At 49.7% G+C, this 12,414-nt stretch carries 18 protein-coding genes; 15 read left to right on the top strand and 3 right to left on the bottom strand.

The window, feature by feature from the left end:
• Positions 1-38: 38 nt before the first annotated feature.
• The 3 genes from JWJ90_RS13655 to JWJ90_RS13650 form a co-directional block, all read right to left on the bottom strand.
• On the bottom strand, positions 39-629 hold the full coding sequence (locus JWJ90_RS13655; RefSeq protein WP_205227789.1) for a BRO-N domain-containing protein: 591 nt from the start codon (positions 627-629) through the stop codon (positions 39-41).
• Between the two features lie 363 nt (positions 630-992).
• The gene (locus JWJ90_RS23620; protein WP_275889115.1) at positions 993-1,118 is read right to left on the bottom strand and encodes a hypothetical protein; all 126 of its coding nucleotides are present in this window, start codon (positions 1,116-1,118) and stop codon (positions 993-995) included.
• A 55-nt stretch (positions 1,119-1,173) separates the two neighbouring features.
• A complete protein-coding gene (locus JWJ90_RS13650; protein ID WP_205227788.1) occupies positions 1,174-1,326 on the bottom strand; it encodes a hypothetical protein in 153 nt (50 codons plus the stop codon).
• Here JWJ90_RS13650 and JWJ90_RS13645 point away from each other — a divergent pair.
• From JWJ90_RS13645 to gp17, 15 genes are all read left to right on the top strand, one after another.
• Positions 1,325-1,546: a hypothetical protein gene (locus tag JWJ90_RS13645; protein WP_205227787.1), complete on the top strand. Its 222-nt coding sequence runs from the start codon at positions 1,325-1,327 to the stop codon at positions 1,544-1,546. The genes JWJ90_RS13650 and JWJ90_RS13645 overlap by 2 nt on opposite strands.
• Before the next feature lie 769 nt (positions 1,547-2,315).
• On the top strand, positions 2,316-2,714 hold the full coding sequence (locus JWJ90_RS13640) for a hypothetical protein (RefSeq protein WP_205227786.1): 399 nt from the start codon (positions 2,316-2,318) through the stop codon (positions 2,712-2,714).
• Positions 2,701-3,084: a VRR-NUC domain-containing protein gene (locus tag JWJ90_RS13635; RefSeq protein ID WP_205227785.1), complete on the top strand. Its 384-nt coding sequence runs from the start codon at positions 2,701-2,703 to the stop codon at positions 3,082-3,084. Before JWJ90_RS13640 ends, JWJ90_RS13635 begins: the two co-directional genes overlap by 14 nt.
• A gap of 104 nt (positions 3,085-3,188) precedes the next feature.
• Positions 3,189-3,566: an HNH endonuclease gene (locus tag JWJ90_RS23615; protein ID WP_420828917.1), complete on the top strand. Its 378-nt coding sequence runs from the start codon at positions 3,189-3,191 to the stop codon at positions 3,564-3,566.
• A gap of 3 nt (positions 3,567-3,569) precedes the next feature.
• Complete coding sequence (locus JWJ90_RS13625; RefSeq protein ID WP_205227783.1) at positions 3,570-3,872, top strand: hypothetical protein; 303 nt, start codon at positions 3,570-3,572, stop codon at positions 3,870-3,872.
• 92 nt (positions 3,873-3,964) lie between these two features.
• Positions 3,965-4,129: a hypothetical protein gene (locus tag JWJ90_RS13620; RefSeq protein WP_205227782.1), complete on the top strand. Its 165-nt coding sequence runs from the start codon at positions 3,965-3,967 to the stop codon at positions 4,127-4,129.
• The gene (locus JWJ90_RS13615; protein ID WP_205227781.1) at positions 4,126-5,802 is read left to right on the top strand and encodes a terminase large subunit; all 1,677 of its coding nucleotides are present in this window, start codon (positions 4,126-4,128) and stop codon (positions 5,800-5,802) included. Before JWJ90_RS13620 ends, JWJ90_RS13615 begins: the two co-directional genes overlap by 4 nt.
• A gap of 305 nt (positions 5,803-6,107) precedes the next feature.
• Positions 6,108-7,643, top strand: coding sequence for a phage portal protein (locus tag JWJ90_RS13610; RefSeq protein ID WP_205227780.1), 1,536 nt, complete (start codon positions 6,108-6,110; stop codon positions 7,641-7,643).
• A complete protein-coding gene (locus JWJ90_RS13605) occupies positions 7,643-8,347 on the top strand; it encodes a head maturation protease, ClpP-related (protein WP_205227779.1) in 705 nt (234 codons plus the stop codon). The genes JWJ90_RS13610 and JWJ90_RS13605 overlap by 1 nt, the downstream gene beginning before the upstream one ends.
• A gap of 120 nt (positions 8,348-8,467) precedes the next feature.
• The gene (locus JWJ90_RS13600) at positions 8,468-9,904 is read left to right on the top strand and encodes a phage major capsid protein (RefSeq protein ID WP_205227778.1); all 1,437 of its coding nucleotides are present in this window, start codon (positions 8,468-8,470) and stop codon (positions 9,902-9,904) included.
• 65 nt (positions 9,905-9,969) lie between these two features.
• Positions 9,970-10,461 (top strand): hypothetical protein, encoded by a 492-nt coding sequence (locus JWJ90_RS13595; RefSeq protein ID WP_205227777.1) that lies wholly within the window; start codon positions 9,970-9,972, stop codon positions 10,459-10,461.
• A gap of 84 nt (positions 10,462-10,545) precedes the next feature.
• The gene (locus JWJ90_RS13590) at positions 10,546-10,791 is read left to right on the top strand and encodes a hypothetical protein (RefSeq protein WP_205227776.1); all 246 of its coding nucleotides are present in this window, start codon (positions 10,546-10,548) and stop codon (positions 10,789-10,791) included.
• The gene (locus JWJ90_RS13585; RefSeq protein WP_205227775.1) at positions 10,791-11,618 is read left to right on the top strand and encodes a head-tail connector protein; all 828 of its coding nucleotides are present in this window, start codon (positions 10,791-10,793) and stop codon (positions 11,616-11,618) included. Before JWJ90_RS13590 ends, JWJ90_RS13585 begins: the two co-directional genes overlap by 1 nt.
• Positions 11,618-11,941 carry a phage head closure protein gene (locus JWJ90_RS13580; RefSeq protein ID WP_205227774.1) on the top strand — a complete coding sequence of 108 codons (324 nt, stop codon included), beginning with the start codon at positions 11,618-11,620 and terminating at the stop codon, positions 11,939-11,941. Before JWJ90_RS13585 ends, JWJ90_RS13580 begins: the two co-directional genes overlap by 1 nt.
• A 98-nt stretch (positions 11,942-12,039) precedes the next feature.
• A complete protein-coding gene (gene gp17, locus JWJ90_RS13575; RefSeq protein ID WP_205227773.1) occupies positions 12,040-12,393 on the top strand; it encodes a tail completion protein gp17 in 354 nt (117 codons plus the stop codon).
• The last annotated feature ends 21 nt before the right edge of the window (positions 12,394-12,414 follow it).

Below are 12,414 nucleotides of genomic sequence, written 5' to 3'. Positions count from 1 at the left end.
CATTCTGGTAGTGCTTCCAGTATATTCCAGAGCAATATTTATTTCCTTTGAGAGGCCGGGCTTGTCCAACCCCGGATAAGATTGTGGTTCGTTCGTGCCTCACTCACACAATCTATCCTTATTCGTTCGAAAATATGCAGGGTTTCCTTTACCATTAACTTTATTTCACGTTCAACTGCACCCATACGCATAGACGCCTGTTGAGCGCGCCAGTAAATACCAGAAAGGCCTTGGAGAAGATTGATTACATCCTGATTCTCTGGGAAAGGGAGCGGTTGAAAGCCACCTGTTTTGCGGATTGTCGGGAGCACTTCACCTGCAATCCACTTTTGAAAAGGCAAGGCTGCAGGTTTATCTGATCGACCTAGGAAATAGTAAAGGCCTTGTTCAGATATGATCAGCATATCCTGGTTGCCAGATAGGGTAGGAACGGTTTCCACCCCTCGCCATTCTCCCGGAACGTGTGATACTGACTTTGTACCATTCCACACGTAACCAAGTGCGTCCGCGATATCTTTTGCAACAAACCAGAATTCGCCGTTGACGTTTATGGTGCGTACTTCTTTCTTAATGGTGGATTCAAGGTGGAAGGTGAAAACTTGCGGGGTAATTGCGCTGCTCTGTAACATGGTCTTTGCTCCGTCTTGATTTGGTGGAAACCGTTTCCACCCCTTTGCGCTGCTAAACGCAAAAAGGGCGGTGATATGCGGGTTAGCAGACCGGTAGACGGACAACCGGCAGACACGAGGTCTCCCGCACACCACCGCCCAAACAATAGAGCAATGCTGCGCACTGGACGCAAAAAAACCGCCTAACAGAGTATGGTGGCGGTGCGTCCGCCGTCTATTCGAGCTGCTAAACCCGGCCACGGATTTTGCCGTGACACTTTCCATGTACCCTGTTTGTTTTAGTGCGTCAACCATTTTTTCACCTTTCTAAAAAACTTTCATTTTCAGGACCACTCGACCAAAGGAAATGCTGCAATTCGGTTGTTATTCCAGCATTTCCCCCAGAACATCAAAATCAACCTGCATTTCGCTCAATTCATCTGCCAACCACCAGGCAAAGCCTTGCTCGTCGTAATCGGCAACAATTGCTTTAAAGGCTATTTCATGCATGGTTTTTGGACTCCCTGGTGGTTAGTGATTTGTTTCGTTGTTCTTGACTTCCTTTTTACTTTCCCTTTTTGGAAACTTCAAGCTTTTTTTCTGCTTTGTTTCCCATTTTATTTCCCAAAAAAGTATTAGCTGTAAATAACAACGAAACAACAGCGAGATAATGCGCGATATTTTTCTTGCATTCAGTCTCCCTGTATATATAAGCCATGCTCACACCTGCCCCCTGTCTGGTCTCGCTTCTGGTGTGGTGTGCGCAGCTGGTGGTCTGGTCTCGTGGTGTACTTGTTGTGGTTCAGCTGGTGGCCTGGTGGTGGTTGTCTCGCCAGAGCTCGTGGTGTGCTCATGGTCTTGCCGTGACGGTCTTGCCTGGTTTTTATCGTGGTTCCAAGTGGTTAAGGGTGGGGCGGGGCAAATCCTTGCCGGTCTGACGGGCTGGCGACCGCCGCGCTCCTCATGTGCAGAAAATTTCCTGTTTTTTGATTTTTTTCACCAGAGCGGCTATAGGGCACTTGAAAAACAATCAAAAAGTGGAAAAAAAGTCGGAAATTCAAGTGTATGCAATAGATGTTCCACGCTTAGGGCGAGAATGGTGAAATAATCGCTCATTGTGGCACAGGGTGGCACTATTCTGCCCCATGGGAAAGGGGGGGTATCCATCTTGACCTCACGTTTTCCTCTGTACACCAGCATCCCACACCGTGGTGCAACCTGGAAGGTAGTACCCTGAAACAGGGTACACCACAATGTGAGGTACTGTGGTCCACGACCCCTTTTTTTAAGTTCTCCATCTGGGTGCTCTGGATTTTTACCCCAGACATTCGTTTAACGTAAAAACAGTAAGTTCCATTGTCTGGACGAGATTGTCTGGTTTTCCTGGTCCAGACAATGGAAGTATGCTATATTCCGTTGAACGAATGTCTGGAGTTTTTCACTTTTACTACGTAAAAGCAGGGTGCGCTAAAGCCGCGCCCCTGTTTTTGTTGCGAGCTAGTAAAAGGCGCTCAAAAACCAGACAGAGAGAATAGCTCAAATCTGGAGGTGAAATACGTGAGATTCCTGGTAGAAAAATCACTTGGCGAAAAAGGGAAGGGGGCGCGTTTTACCATAACCCCAAATAGAAGAAAAAGTAGAAACGGCGGAACGAGCACAAAACCGCTGACCTATACCCTTGTAAAAAGAGGCCAAGGGATTTCGGAGGTGGACAAGGGATATAAAGCTCTGGTGAGAGATTACCCGAAGAGTTACAAGCAAGCGATTGCTCAATGCCTAGAGATCATAAGGGGGGAGCAGCGTGAAAAGATGGAAGCTGAGAGGCGTTCGGTGTCCATCGAAGTGGTGGAAAGCCTACAACCGCCACGAACGTTCTTTGTTGAGGGGATGACCGTGCTCTGGTTCAAAAAACGGGGGTTAGCTGCCCGGTTCGTCGTGCTGGTGCCAAGCGGAAAACACCAAATTTTTTCCACCGTGTTTACATTTTTGGTTTCAAAAGGTAAAGTCAAGGAGACTCGGGAGACCCTGGCCTTTGTGCGAAAATTCCCCGCTAATGGCCTGGCGGTAATCAACTGGATGGAGGAGGCGGTGAATGGCAAAAAATGACTGCCCATTGGAGGAATGGGAGCAGGAGCAGGTATTCAAATGGGTTTATGCTAATCAGATCCGGGTGCCAGAGCTTGAACTGTGTAATGCTAGTCTCAATGGAGTTAAGGTCGGGCCTAAAACCAGAAACAAGCTCAAAGGGCAGGGGTTGCGTAAGGGGTGGCCCGATATAGACCTGCCGGTCAAAAGGTTTCCGTTCTCTGGCCTGCGTATTGAGTTAAAGCGCGTCTCTGGTGGTCGAGTATCAGAGGAACAGAAACGCATCCATCGACTGTTGGAGCAGCAGGGGTGCAAGGTGGTAGTGTGTAAAGGTTGGAGAACGGCTGTCACCTGTATGGCGGATTACCTAGGGGTGGATTCAGGGTTGTAGTTTTTTCCTTGCGCTATTTTTTTTTCGTGATAGTATTCCAAAAAGGGAAATAAAAAGAGATCCAATTGGTAATCCACTGACGCAAAACCTTAAAACCAGGCGCCATGGCTGGAGATCGATTGTTTCGGTTCTTTTGTTTCATTATTCTTTCAACAAAGACGATACGGGTGAAGTCCGCGAAAAGAATGAAGTGTTTGGGATTGGGGAATCCTAAATTGGGTAAACTGGGGCGGTCTAAAACTGCCCCAGTCGTTAAGCGTCAACGCGGTGGCTCTTGGAAAAGGATTCGTCTGCGGATTTTGAAGCGAGACGGTTACTTGTGCCAGGAATGCCAACGAATGGGGCGCGTGACGATGGCTACCGATGTTGACCACGTCACCCCTCTTGCAGATGGCGGCACTGATGACGACAAGAATCTCCAGTCTCTCTGTGGCGTTTGCCACAAGAAGAAGACTCGGGAGGAGAACTCGCGTAGAGGTTAAAAAATGGCAGGTGGAAGTCGGCCTGGGGCTGGAAGAAAAAAGGGATCGGGTAATAAAGTGGTACCTGATGAGTACGACCCTGAGACCCAGGAGGCCCTTTCCCCATTGGAGTACATGCTTCGAGTCATGAATAATCCAAAGGTGGACCCTGGGCGGCGTGATCGCATGGCTGTCGCTTCTGCCCCGTTTGTTCATGAGCGAGCTGATAAAGGCGGCAAAAAAAAGAGCGTCCAGGAGGCTGCAGAGGAGGAGAGCCAGGGGGGAGATTTTCGACCTATGGCGAAACCTGGCTCTGCGGTTCATTGAGTATGTTTAAGGTTAAATTGGAACCGGCTGGTTTTTTTGTAGCGATCGGCGAGACAAGGATCCTCTTTCGGAAGGAAAGCGAATGGGAGGGGATGGTCAAGCTTGTGTCTGTCGAGTACGGCACGATGCTTGTCGATCGTGCAGGTGATCTAGTGGATAACCTTTTTAATATTGGCACCCTTGGCACCAGCCGTGAGTATGTGGTTGTTAAGGCCTCGCCAGCTATCATTGAATTGATAAGGAAAGCTCAAGGTTGAATTGGTCTACCGCTTGCCCTGATTGGGAGCAGCGGTTGATAAATCGGCAATCAATTATCCCCCCGCCGATTTTCCCAACCACGGCAGAATATGCCCTTTCAATCTTCAAAAAATTAAGAATTACCGACCTGCCGGGCAAGCCAACCTTTGGCGAGGTCAGTGAACAGTGGGTGTTCGATTTCGTTCTTGCCATCTTTGGTGCCTACGACGAAAGAACCGGCAAGCAGTTGATCCGGGAATTTTACCTGCTGATCAGCAAGAAGAACACCAAGAGTACAATTGCAGCCGGTATCATGCTGACGGCTGTTATTATTTGCTGGCGTGAGGATGAGGAACACCTGATTCTGGCCCCGACGAAAGAAGTCGCCGACAATAGCTTCAAGCCTGCAGCCGGTATGGTACGGGCTGAGCCTAAACTGACGGCCATCTTTCACGTTCAGGACCACATTAGAACGATTACCCATCGGGCCACCAAGGCTTCGCTTAAAGTTGTTGCAGCCGACACCGACACGGTTTCTGGCAAAAAGTCTGGACGGATCTTGGTGGATGAGCACTGGCTCTTCGGTAAAAGGATGAATGCTGAAGGCATGTTCATGGAGGCCACCGGTGGGCAGATTAGCCGTGACGAGGGGTGGATTATCTACCTCACTACTCAGAGTGACGAGCCACCGGCTGGTGTATTTAAGGATAAGATTGAGTATTTCCGTAAGGTCCGTGACGGGGATATTCATGATCCTAAATCGCTTGGGATTCTATACGAGTTTCCCAGGCACATGGTCAAGGGCAAGGCCTATCTTCAGCCGGAAAATTTTTACATAACGAACCCAAACGAGGGGCGTTCGGTTTCTGCTGAATGGCTTGCTGATAATCTGAAGAAGGTTCTGGGTAATACTGACGGCTCGCTGCAAAAGTTTCTGGCTAAGCATCTAAATATTGAGATAGGGTTGAACCTCCGGGCCGATCGCTGGCCCGGGGCTGACTTTTGGTTAAGTGCGGAAGATTGCACGGTCACCCTTGATGAGATCTTGGCCAAGTCCGATGTCCTTACCGCTGGAATAGACGGTGGTGGATTGGACGACTTGCTCGGGTTCGCAGTCATTGGTCGAGATGCCGAAGATTCGAGAATTTGGCGACTCTGGACTAGGGCGTGGGTTCATCCTATCGCTCTGGAGCGTAGAAAAACAGAGGCTCCTCGGTATCGCGGCTTCGAGAAGGATGGCGACTTGGTTATCGTTGAAGAGATCGGGGACGATATTTTTGACCTTTGTTCGTTGGTTGAGCGCCTGGAAGATAGTGGGCTTCTTGACCGGATTGGCGTTGACCCCGCTGGAATCAACGATATTGTCGATGCAATTGTTGAGACTGGTATCGATTACGAGCGAGTGGTTGGCATATCGCAGGGGTGGCGAATGAACGGGGCGATTAAGGCAGCCGAGCGCCGGGTTGCTGAGAAGAATTTGATCCATGGTGGCCAGCCGTTGATGAACTGGTGCGTATCGAATGCCCGGGTGGAGCCAAAGGGCAATGCGGTGCTGATAACTAAACAGGCGTCCGGCACTGGTAAAATTGACCCATTGATAGCTACGCTTATGGCTGTTGCCTTAATGGCCATGGACCCAGAACCAAGGTCAACCGCGTCTGTATATGAAAAACGTGGCGTTCTCGCGTTTTAAATTTTCCAAAAAGGAAACTTTGATGTAAAACTGGAGAAAAGGTTGAGTATTGTTTTTGACATAATTGCCCTTCTAGGGCTGGGGCTACTCGGGTATGGGATTTGGCTATTTGATCCCCGGGTTAGCTACATAATCGTTGGCGTTATCATGATGAGTTACGCTGTGTTTGGAGCATGGAAAAACGCTGCGAATGATCAGGAAACAGAGACCTCCGAAGGTGATGAATAGTGGCGAGTCTCCTTGGCCCGATAGTGAAAAACAGAGCTGGGCGTCGATCAGCCGAGCCAAACAAGGTGACTTCGCCCGTGCGCACCTTTGTGCGTTCAGCCGGCGTGCATGTCAATGAAGACAATGCGCTGAATTATTCAGCAGTTTGGTCTTGCGTCAAAATCATCTCCGAGACGATCGCCTGTCTTCCCTGGCACGTTTACAAGCGTGTTGGTGCGAAGAATAAAGAGGTGATGAACGGCCATATCGACTGGATGCTGTACAGGCAGCCTAACTCCGAAATGACCTCGTTCACGTTGAAAGAGGTGCTTGTTGCTTGGGCGCTTACTTGGGGGAATGGATACGCTGAGATCGAACGAGATTTCTCTAATCGCATATCAGCTTTATGGCCAATCCCTCCTCACCGTGTCGAGCCTGTTCGTCTTGAGAATGGGCAGTTGTTTTACCGGGTGTTCGGTGATGGTTTTGACGAGGTTTACATCCCCGCCGCCAATATGCTGCATCTGCACGGTCTTGGTTATGACGGCTTGTCAGGGTACTCGGTCATTTCTATGGCTGCCAAGAGTATTGCCCTTGGCTTGGCCTGCGAACAGTTCGGGTCGAATTATTTCGAGAATGGCACACATCCGGGGGTCGTGGCCTCTCACCCCAATAAGCTTACAGATCGGGCACGCAAGAACCTGGAAGAGAGTCTAATGAATCAGTATTCCGGGCTTGGGAAGAGTCACCGTTTGTTGCTCCTTGAAGAGGCGACAAAGCTTGAAAAGATCGGTTTTTCGCCAAATGATTCTCAGTTCTTGGAAACCAGGAAGTTTCAGCTTGCAGAAATAGCTCGATGGTTTCGCATGCCTCTCCACAAGATGAGCGACCTTGAGCGCTCGACGAATAATAACATTGAGCACCAAGGGATAGAGTTTGCCACGGACACTATTCTTCCTTGGGCAACGCGGATTGAGTGTGAAACTGATGTTAAACTTTTCGCGGCATCAAGAGGTCGAACGTTTAACAAGCTAAATATGGGCGGTCTGCTTAGGGGCGATGTAGAGAGCAGGACTGAGCACTATAAGGTCATGTCCAATCTTGGTGCCTTCAGTGTGAACGACATACTTGAACTTGAGGATCGCAATACTATCGGCCCCGTTGGCGACAAGCGGCTTGTGCAAATCAATCAAACAACCCTGGAGAAAATTGGCGAAGAACCAGTGGAGCCTGCGGGTCAGGATGAACCTAACCACTCAGACAAGGTTACAGATGCGGTTCGCCCTATTTTTGAAGCCGCTGCCCGAGATATTTCCTCCAGGGAAGTGAAACGAGCCATAGATGCCCAGAGGCGTGGCGTGCTCAATAGCCAGTGGATCTCTATTTTTTCTAGGGAACACAGCCGGTATATCGAACGAAAAATCACCCCCGCTTGCGAGGCTCTTGGTGAAATTCTTGAGCTTAGGAATAGCGATATATCAGTTTTGATCAGCGGCTTCAAAGGTCGCCATTTACGTATGATTCAGGATGATCTTTTGAATCCTGAGCTTGATTCCATAGAAGAGCGATCCGTTGAGATTTCAAACTATCTTATTGACCAGGCAGTGCGGATTGCCGCGCTGAAGAGGAGTTGATGAAAAAGGGAATTTATCAGATCAATGCAAAAGGAACGAAAAAAGCCGAGGTGCTTATTTACGAGAACATCGGTGAAGGTTGGTTTGGTGGACTTTCTGCTAAACGGTTTGCCGAGGACGTGAAAGCGCTGGGGCCGCTGGACGAACTGAAAGTCCGGATAAACTCTGACGGTGGAAACGTTTTTGACGGAATTGCTATCTACAATACGCTGGTGAAAACAGGCGCTCGTATCATTGTTGATATCGATGGCCTGGCTGCTTCTATCGCCTCCATTGTAGCCATGGCTGGGGATGAGATTCGAATTGCCCATAACGGCTACATGATGATTCATGACCCTTGGTCGGTGATTGGTGGAACTGCTGATGATTTTCGCCAGATGGCAGACACCATGGACAAGATCCGTGACACACTGCTTCAGACATACTGCAAGCGAGAAGGGGCTGACGAAGAGACGTTATCGAGCATGATGTCCGCTGAGACCTGGTTAACAGCGCAAGAGGCCCTTGAGCAAGGGCTTGTTGACACCGTGTCAGAGCCAGTAGCTATGGCTGCATTGGCCAGTTGTGAATTGAAAAATTTTAAAAACGTGCCCGATGCTCTAGCCAAAGCCTTGAAAGAGCCAGAGGGGAACGTCGAAAGAAACCTTACACGCAGAGCCAAGCTCGCCGCAATGGGACAGGCTGCGCGTAAATCGCGCTCGTAAAAGGTTAGGTCGAGCCAGTCTCAACCAAACTCCCGGATGCGCCGGTCGCGGAAGGGCGGCAATTTTTTATTATCTATGGTTTCCCAAAAAGGAAACATAAAGTTAAATGAGAAGGGAAATATGAAAACGAAAGTTCTTATAATTGTGCCGGATCATCCGTTAGTAGCCTTACTGCGCAATGATGGCGTAACGGTGGATGAGTTGAAGGAGCAGTTGATCGATCTTAACGAGCAGGCCCAAACTATCCAGGCCTTGGCTGATGCTGAACGGCGAGCTCTTACCGAAGACGAGGAGACGAACCTTGAGTCTGTCATGGCGCAATTTGATACCGTGATGGCCGATATCGAGCGACGTGAGCGGATTACTGCGCAGACCAACAGTCTCGCGACCCCACAGGGACGCCAAAGCGCTCCTGAAGACCCGAATCCGCAGGCTAGTGCCCGTAACCCGAATCCGCAGCAGCGTCGGCGATCAGCCATCGTCGTGAATGAGGATAAAGGTAAATGGGGTTTCCGCACCTTTGGTGATTACGCCCTGGCAGTTAAGGATTCCTGCGGTGGAAATCAGATGGACCCGCGATTGCTGGCTAATTCCACCCCGGCGTCCGGTGCATCTGAAGGTCGGGGCACTGACGGTGGTTTTGCTGTCCCCCCTGATTTCAGGAAAGATATTCAGGTATTGCTTGATGGTGAAGATTCCCTGTTGCCGTACACGGATAATATGCCCACCGGGAGTAATACCCTGGTCTTGCCGGTTGATGAGACTACCTCTTGGGATGATCAGAAAGGTATTCAGGCGTATTGGGAAGGTGAGGCTCATAAATTCACAGGCACAAAACCGCACCTGGGAAACAACACTATTCGCTTGAATAAATTGACAGCTCTGGTTGGAGTTACCGAGGAGCTGCTTGAAGATGCCCCCGCTATGGATAGCTACCTTCGTAAGAAAGCACCCGAGAAGATTAACTTTCGGATCAACGATGCCATCGTTACCGGTAACGGCGTAGGGATGCCTATGGGGGTTTTAAATGCTCCTTGCACTATCTCTATTCCCAAGGAGACAGGGCAGGAGGCTGATACGATCCAGGCGGAAAACCTGATCAATATGTGGGCGAGATGTTATGCGCCTTCGCGTCGTACCTCGGTGTGGCTGTATAACCAGGATATCGAGCCCCAGATTTTAACAGCGGCTATCAAAATCAAGAACATGGCTGGGACTGATTTCGTTGGCGGTTACCCGGTGTATATGCCTCCAGGAGGTCTTTCGGGAGCCCCTTATGGTTCTTTGTTCGGTCGCCCCATGATCCCATCTCAGGCGTGTAAGTCTTTAGGGGACCAAGGCGATATCATGCTGGTTGATCTGAAGCGGTATCTTACAGCCGTGAAGACCAGGGGGATTCGCCAGGAAACCTCTATCCACCTCTGGTTTGATTACGATTTAGTTGCTTTCAAGTTTGTCCTGCGCGTCGCTGGTCAGCCGTGGCTCTCCCAGCCGGTCAAGCCGAAGCACGGAACCAATACATTATCTCCTTTTGTTGTTCTTGATGAACGGGGCTAACTGAAACACTGACTATTTGGCGCGGGTGTGTAACTCGCGCCGTTCTTCTTTGATAAGGAAAATTTATGAATCCAAATGCATTTCTTGCTGAGCAGGTAAAGTTTGTTGCTGGTCTTGTTTCAACCACGCCGAACTCCACTGTACCTTTGTACGCTTCCATGAAGGGGTACACTAAACTCACCGCTGTAATCACCGTTATAAACGAGGCGGCTGGAGTGACGGGTAGTGATATTACCCTGCATCAGGCTACAAGTCGAGCCGGGGCGAATGAAAAAGAGCTGTCTTTTGACATGGTGCTTGCGAATCTGGAGGCAGGCTCAACCGATACCCTCGTTGAAACTGAAGTAGCTGATGACACCTTTACCACCGATGCAACAGCCAGTGCCCAAGCTGTGTATGTGCTTGAGGTTAAAGACACGGATCTCGATACCAATGGAGGTTTCGATTGTGTTCGCGTAGGGACAGGTGATGCTGCCGCCACGGTTATTGGCGTGACCTACATTCTCTGGCCGGCGAAATACGGTGGGGCGGAGCTTCCAAGCGCCATGAGCGATTAAACAAGAGAAGATTTTGCGAGGTTTGTTTTAGGCCCGGGCTCCTTGGGCTCGGGCCTTTGTTTTTTTTTCTACAGAGAGGATCTGATGAAAATTCGTTTTTTGCAGAACTATGAAGAGAAGGCTTGCGATGGCGAGAGTTATGAAGAAAGGCAAGTGGTAGATAAGTCGTATCGATCAGCCATGCATTTTATCAATCGGAACCTGGCTGAAGAGGTTGTGGAGGCCAAGGCTGAGACAAAAACCTCTGGTAAAAAGGCTGCCCAGAAATCGGCAAGCAAGGCCAGTGAGGGTGGCGCCGAGGTTGAGAAAAACGAAACTGCAGGTGAGTAATGTTCTCTTCCTTAGTGCGCAATACCCCGCCTGTGGTTTTGCCTGTAAGCCTAGCCGAGGCAAAGGTTATGCTCACCTTGGCCGTTGATATTGACGAAGCCGACCTGTTGCCGGAGCACGACACGGCGGTTCGTTCGGCTATTGTTGGGGCCGCAGCTACAGCAGAGGTTGAAGCTGGAAAAACCGTGGTTTACTCCGGTTACGATTTATTTTTGGATCGTTGGCCGAAAGGGAAGTCTATAGGTTTACCGTTACCCCCTTTTCGTAAGCTTGATTCTGTGACCTATTGGACAGTTGACGACCAGGAGTTCACCTTTGATAGATTCTACATCGACAACACTAGTCTAATCCCCCAGGTTGTATTGAGACACGACGAACACTGGCCTGTTGGTGATCTTCGAGAGGTAAAGCCCATCCGTGTTCGATACTGGGCTGGAATGATTGTGCCTTTTTCGGCCAATTCAGACACTAACGAACTGCTTGTCGCAAACAACCCGTTCACCGATGGGGATACCGTGCGCCTAAGTGTCTCAGGTGGTGTACTCCCCGAGGGGCTGGAGACTTGGAAGCTCTACTTTGTTCGTGATGTTGCAGGGGACTCGTTGAGGCTTTCAGAGAACTTAGACGGTGATGCGGTTTCTTTTGCAAACACAGGGGCCGGTTCGTTATTTTTAGGGGAAATTGACCCACTGGTCGCTACAGGGTTGCAGATAATGATAGCTGGTCTCTACGAAACCAGTCGCGACCCTGAGCAAACCTCAACTGCAAAATATCATCGAGCGGCCTCGCATTGGTTCGCCATGGATTCAACACGGGGAGTGATATAGTGCGGATACCCCAGAGGCGCTACATTATAACGATCCAATCTAAAGGAGAGGTTGAGGATGAATGGGGCGGTGTCGTCGATGACTGGACACCTTTTTGCCGGGCTTGGGCGAAAAAAAAGTATCTCTCTGGTCGAGAGATTATGTCTGCCCAGGCTGCGCAGTCGGAAACCACCGTTCGTTTCTGGACTCGTTATATACCTGGGGTTGATACCTCTATGAGGATCGAACACAAGGGGGAGCATTTCGACATCATCGCTGTTATCCCTGTGAAGGAAGGGACCGAGCTGGAATTTCACGCAAAGACTGGTGCAAACAACGGGTGACGCCTTGACTTTGAGAGGAGTTGCAGGTATTGTTCTTTTGTAATTTCCCAAAAAAGAAACATAAAGGTAAATATAATGAAAATTTGATTGAGGCTTGAATGTCCATTGACACTGATTTGCGAGCAGTAATCGGACCGTTGCTAGCTGGTGGGGCACACAACACGGTTAACCGCTCGCCGGGCAAGCAGCTTCCCTATGCTGTTTTTTACGAAATAACGGGAACCCCCCTAAACACGATCCATGGAGCCACGGAAGCCACGAGTTGCACGTATCAGGTCGATGTTTTTGCGCGGACCCCCGAACAGGCCAAGGGTTTATCCCTTGGGGATCTGAAGGATGCGATCGAATCCTCCAGCCTGGAAGGTTTGATAACTCTCCAGATGGCTGGCGAGTACGACCCCATCTCTAAGAGTTATCGATATATCACTGAATATCAAGTTTGGGATATTTGACATCCTAAGCAGCAAACGAAA

The organism is Desulfobulbus rhabdoformis (assembly GCF_016919065.1).
Lineage (GTDB): Bacteria > Desulfobacterota > Desulfobulbia > Desulfobulbales > Desulfobulbaceae > Desulfobulbus > Desulfobulbus rhabdoformis.
This window is presented reverse-complemented; position numbering and strand designations above follow the sequence as displayed.

Coding starts and splice junctions, on each gene's coding strand:
- JWJ90_RS13655 (WP_205227789.1), bottom strand. CDS start 629: ATGTTACAGAGCAGCGCAATTACCCCGCAAGTTTTCACCTTCCACCTT.
- JWJ90_RS23620 (WP_275889115.1), bottom strand. CDS start 1,118: ATGCATGAAATAGCCTTTAAAGCAATTGTTGCCGATTACGACGAGCAA.
- JWJ90_RS13645 (WP_205227787.1), top strand. CDS start 1,325: ATGCTCACACCTGCCCCCTGTCTGGTCTCGCTTCTGGTGTGGTGTGCG.
- JWJ90_RS13650 (WP_205227788.1), bottom strand. CDS start 1,326: ATGGCTTATATATACAGGGAGACTGAATGCAAGAAAAATATCGCGCAT.
- JWJ90_RS13635 (WP_205227785.1), top strand. CDS start 2,701: ATGGCAAAAAATGACTGCCCATTGGAGGAATGGGAGCAGGAGCAGGTA.
- JWJ90_RS23615 (WP_420828917.1), top strand. CDS start 3,189: ATGGCTGGAGATCGATTGTTTCGGTTCTTTTGTTTCATTATTCTTTCA.
- JWJ90_RS13625 (WP_205227783.1), top strand. CDS start 3,570: ATGGCAGGTGGAAGTCGGCCTGGGGCTGGAAGAAAAAAGGGATCGGGT.
- JWJ90_RS13620 (WP_205227782.1), top strand. CDS start 3,965: ATGGTCAAGCTTGTGTCTGTCGAGTACGGCACGATGCTTGTCGATCGT.
- JWJ90_RS13605 (WP_205227779.1), top strand. CDS start 7,643: ATGAAAAAGGGAATTTATCAGATCAATGCAAAAGGAACGAAAAAAGCC.
- JWJ90_RS13600 (WP_205227778.1), top strand. CDS start 8,468: ATGAAAACGAAAGTTCTTATAATTGTGCCGGATCATCCGTTAGTAGCC.
- JWJ90_RS13595 (WP_205227777.1), top strand. CDS start 9,970: ATGAATCCAAATGCATTTCTTGCTGAGCAGGTAAAGTTTGTTGCTGGT.
- JWJ90_RS13590 (WP_205227776.1), top strand. CDS start 10,546: ATGAAAATTCGTTTTTTGCAGAACTATGAAGAGAAGGCTTGCGATGGC.
- JWJ90_RS13585 (WP_205227775.1), top strand. CDS start 10,791: ATGTTCTCTTCCTTAGTGCGCAATACCCCGCCTGTGGTTTTGCCTGTA.
- gp17 (WP_205227773.1), top strand. CDS start 12,040: ATGTCCATTGACACTGATTTGCGAGCAGTAATCGGACCGTTGCTAGCT.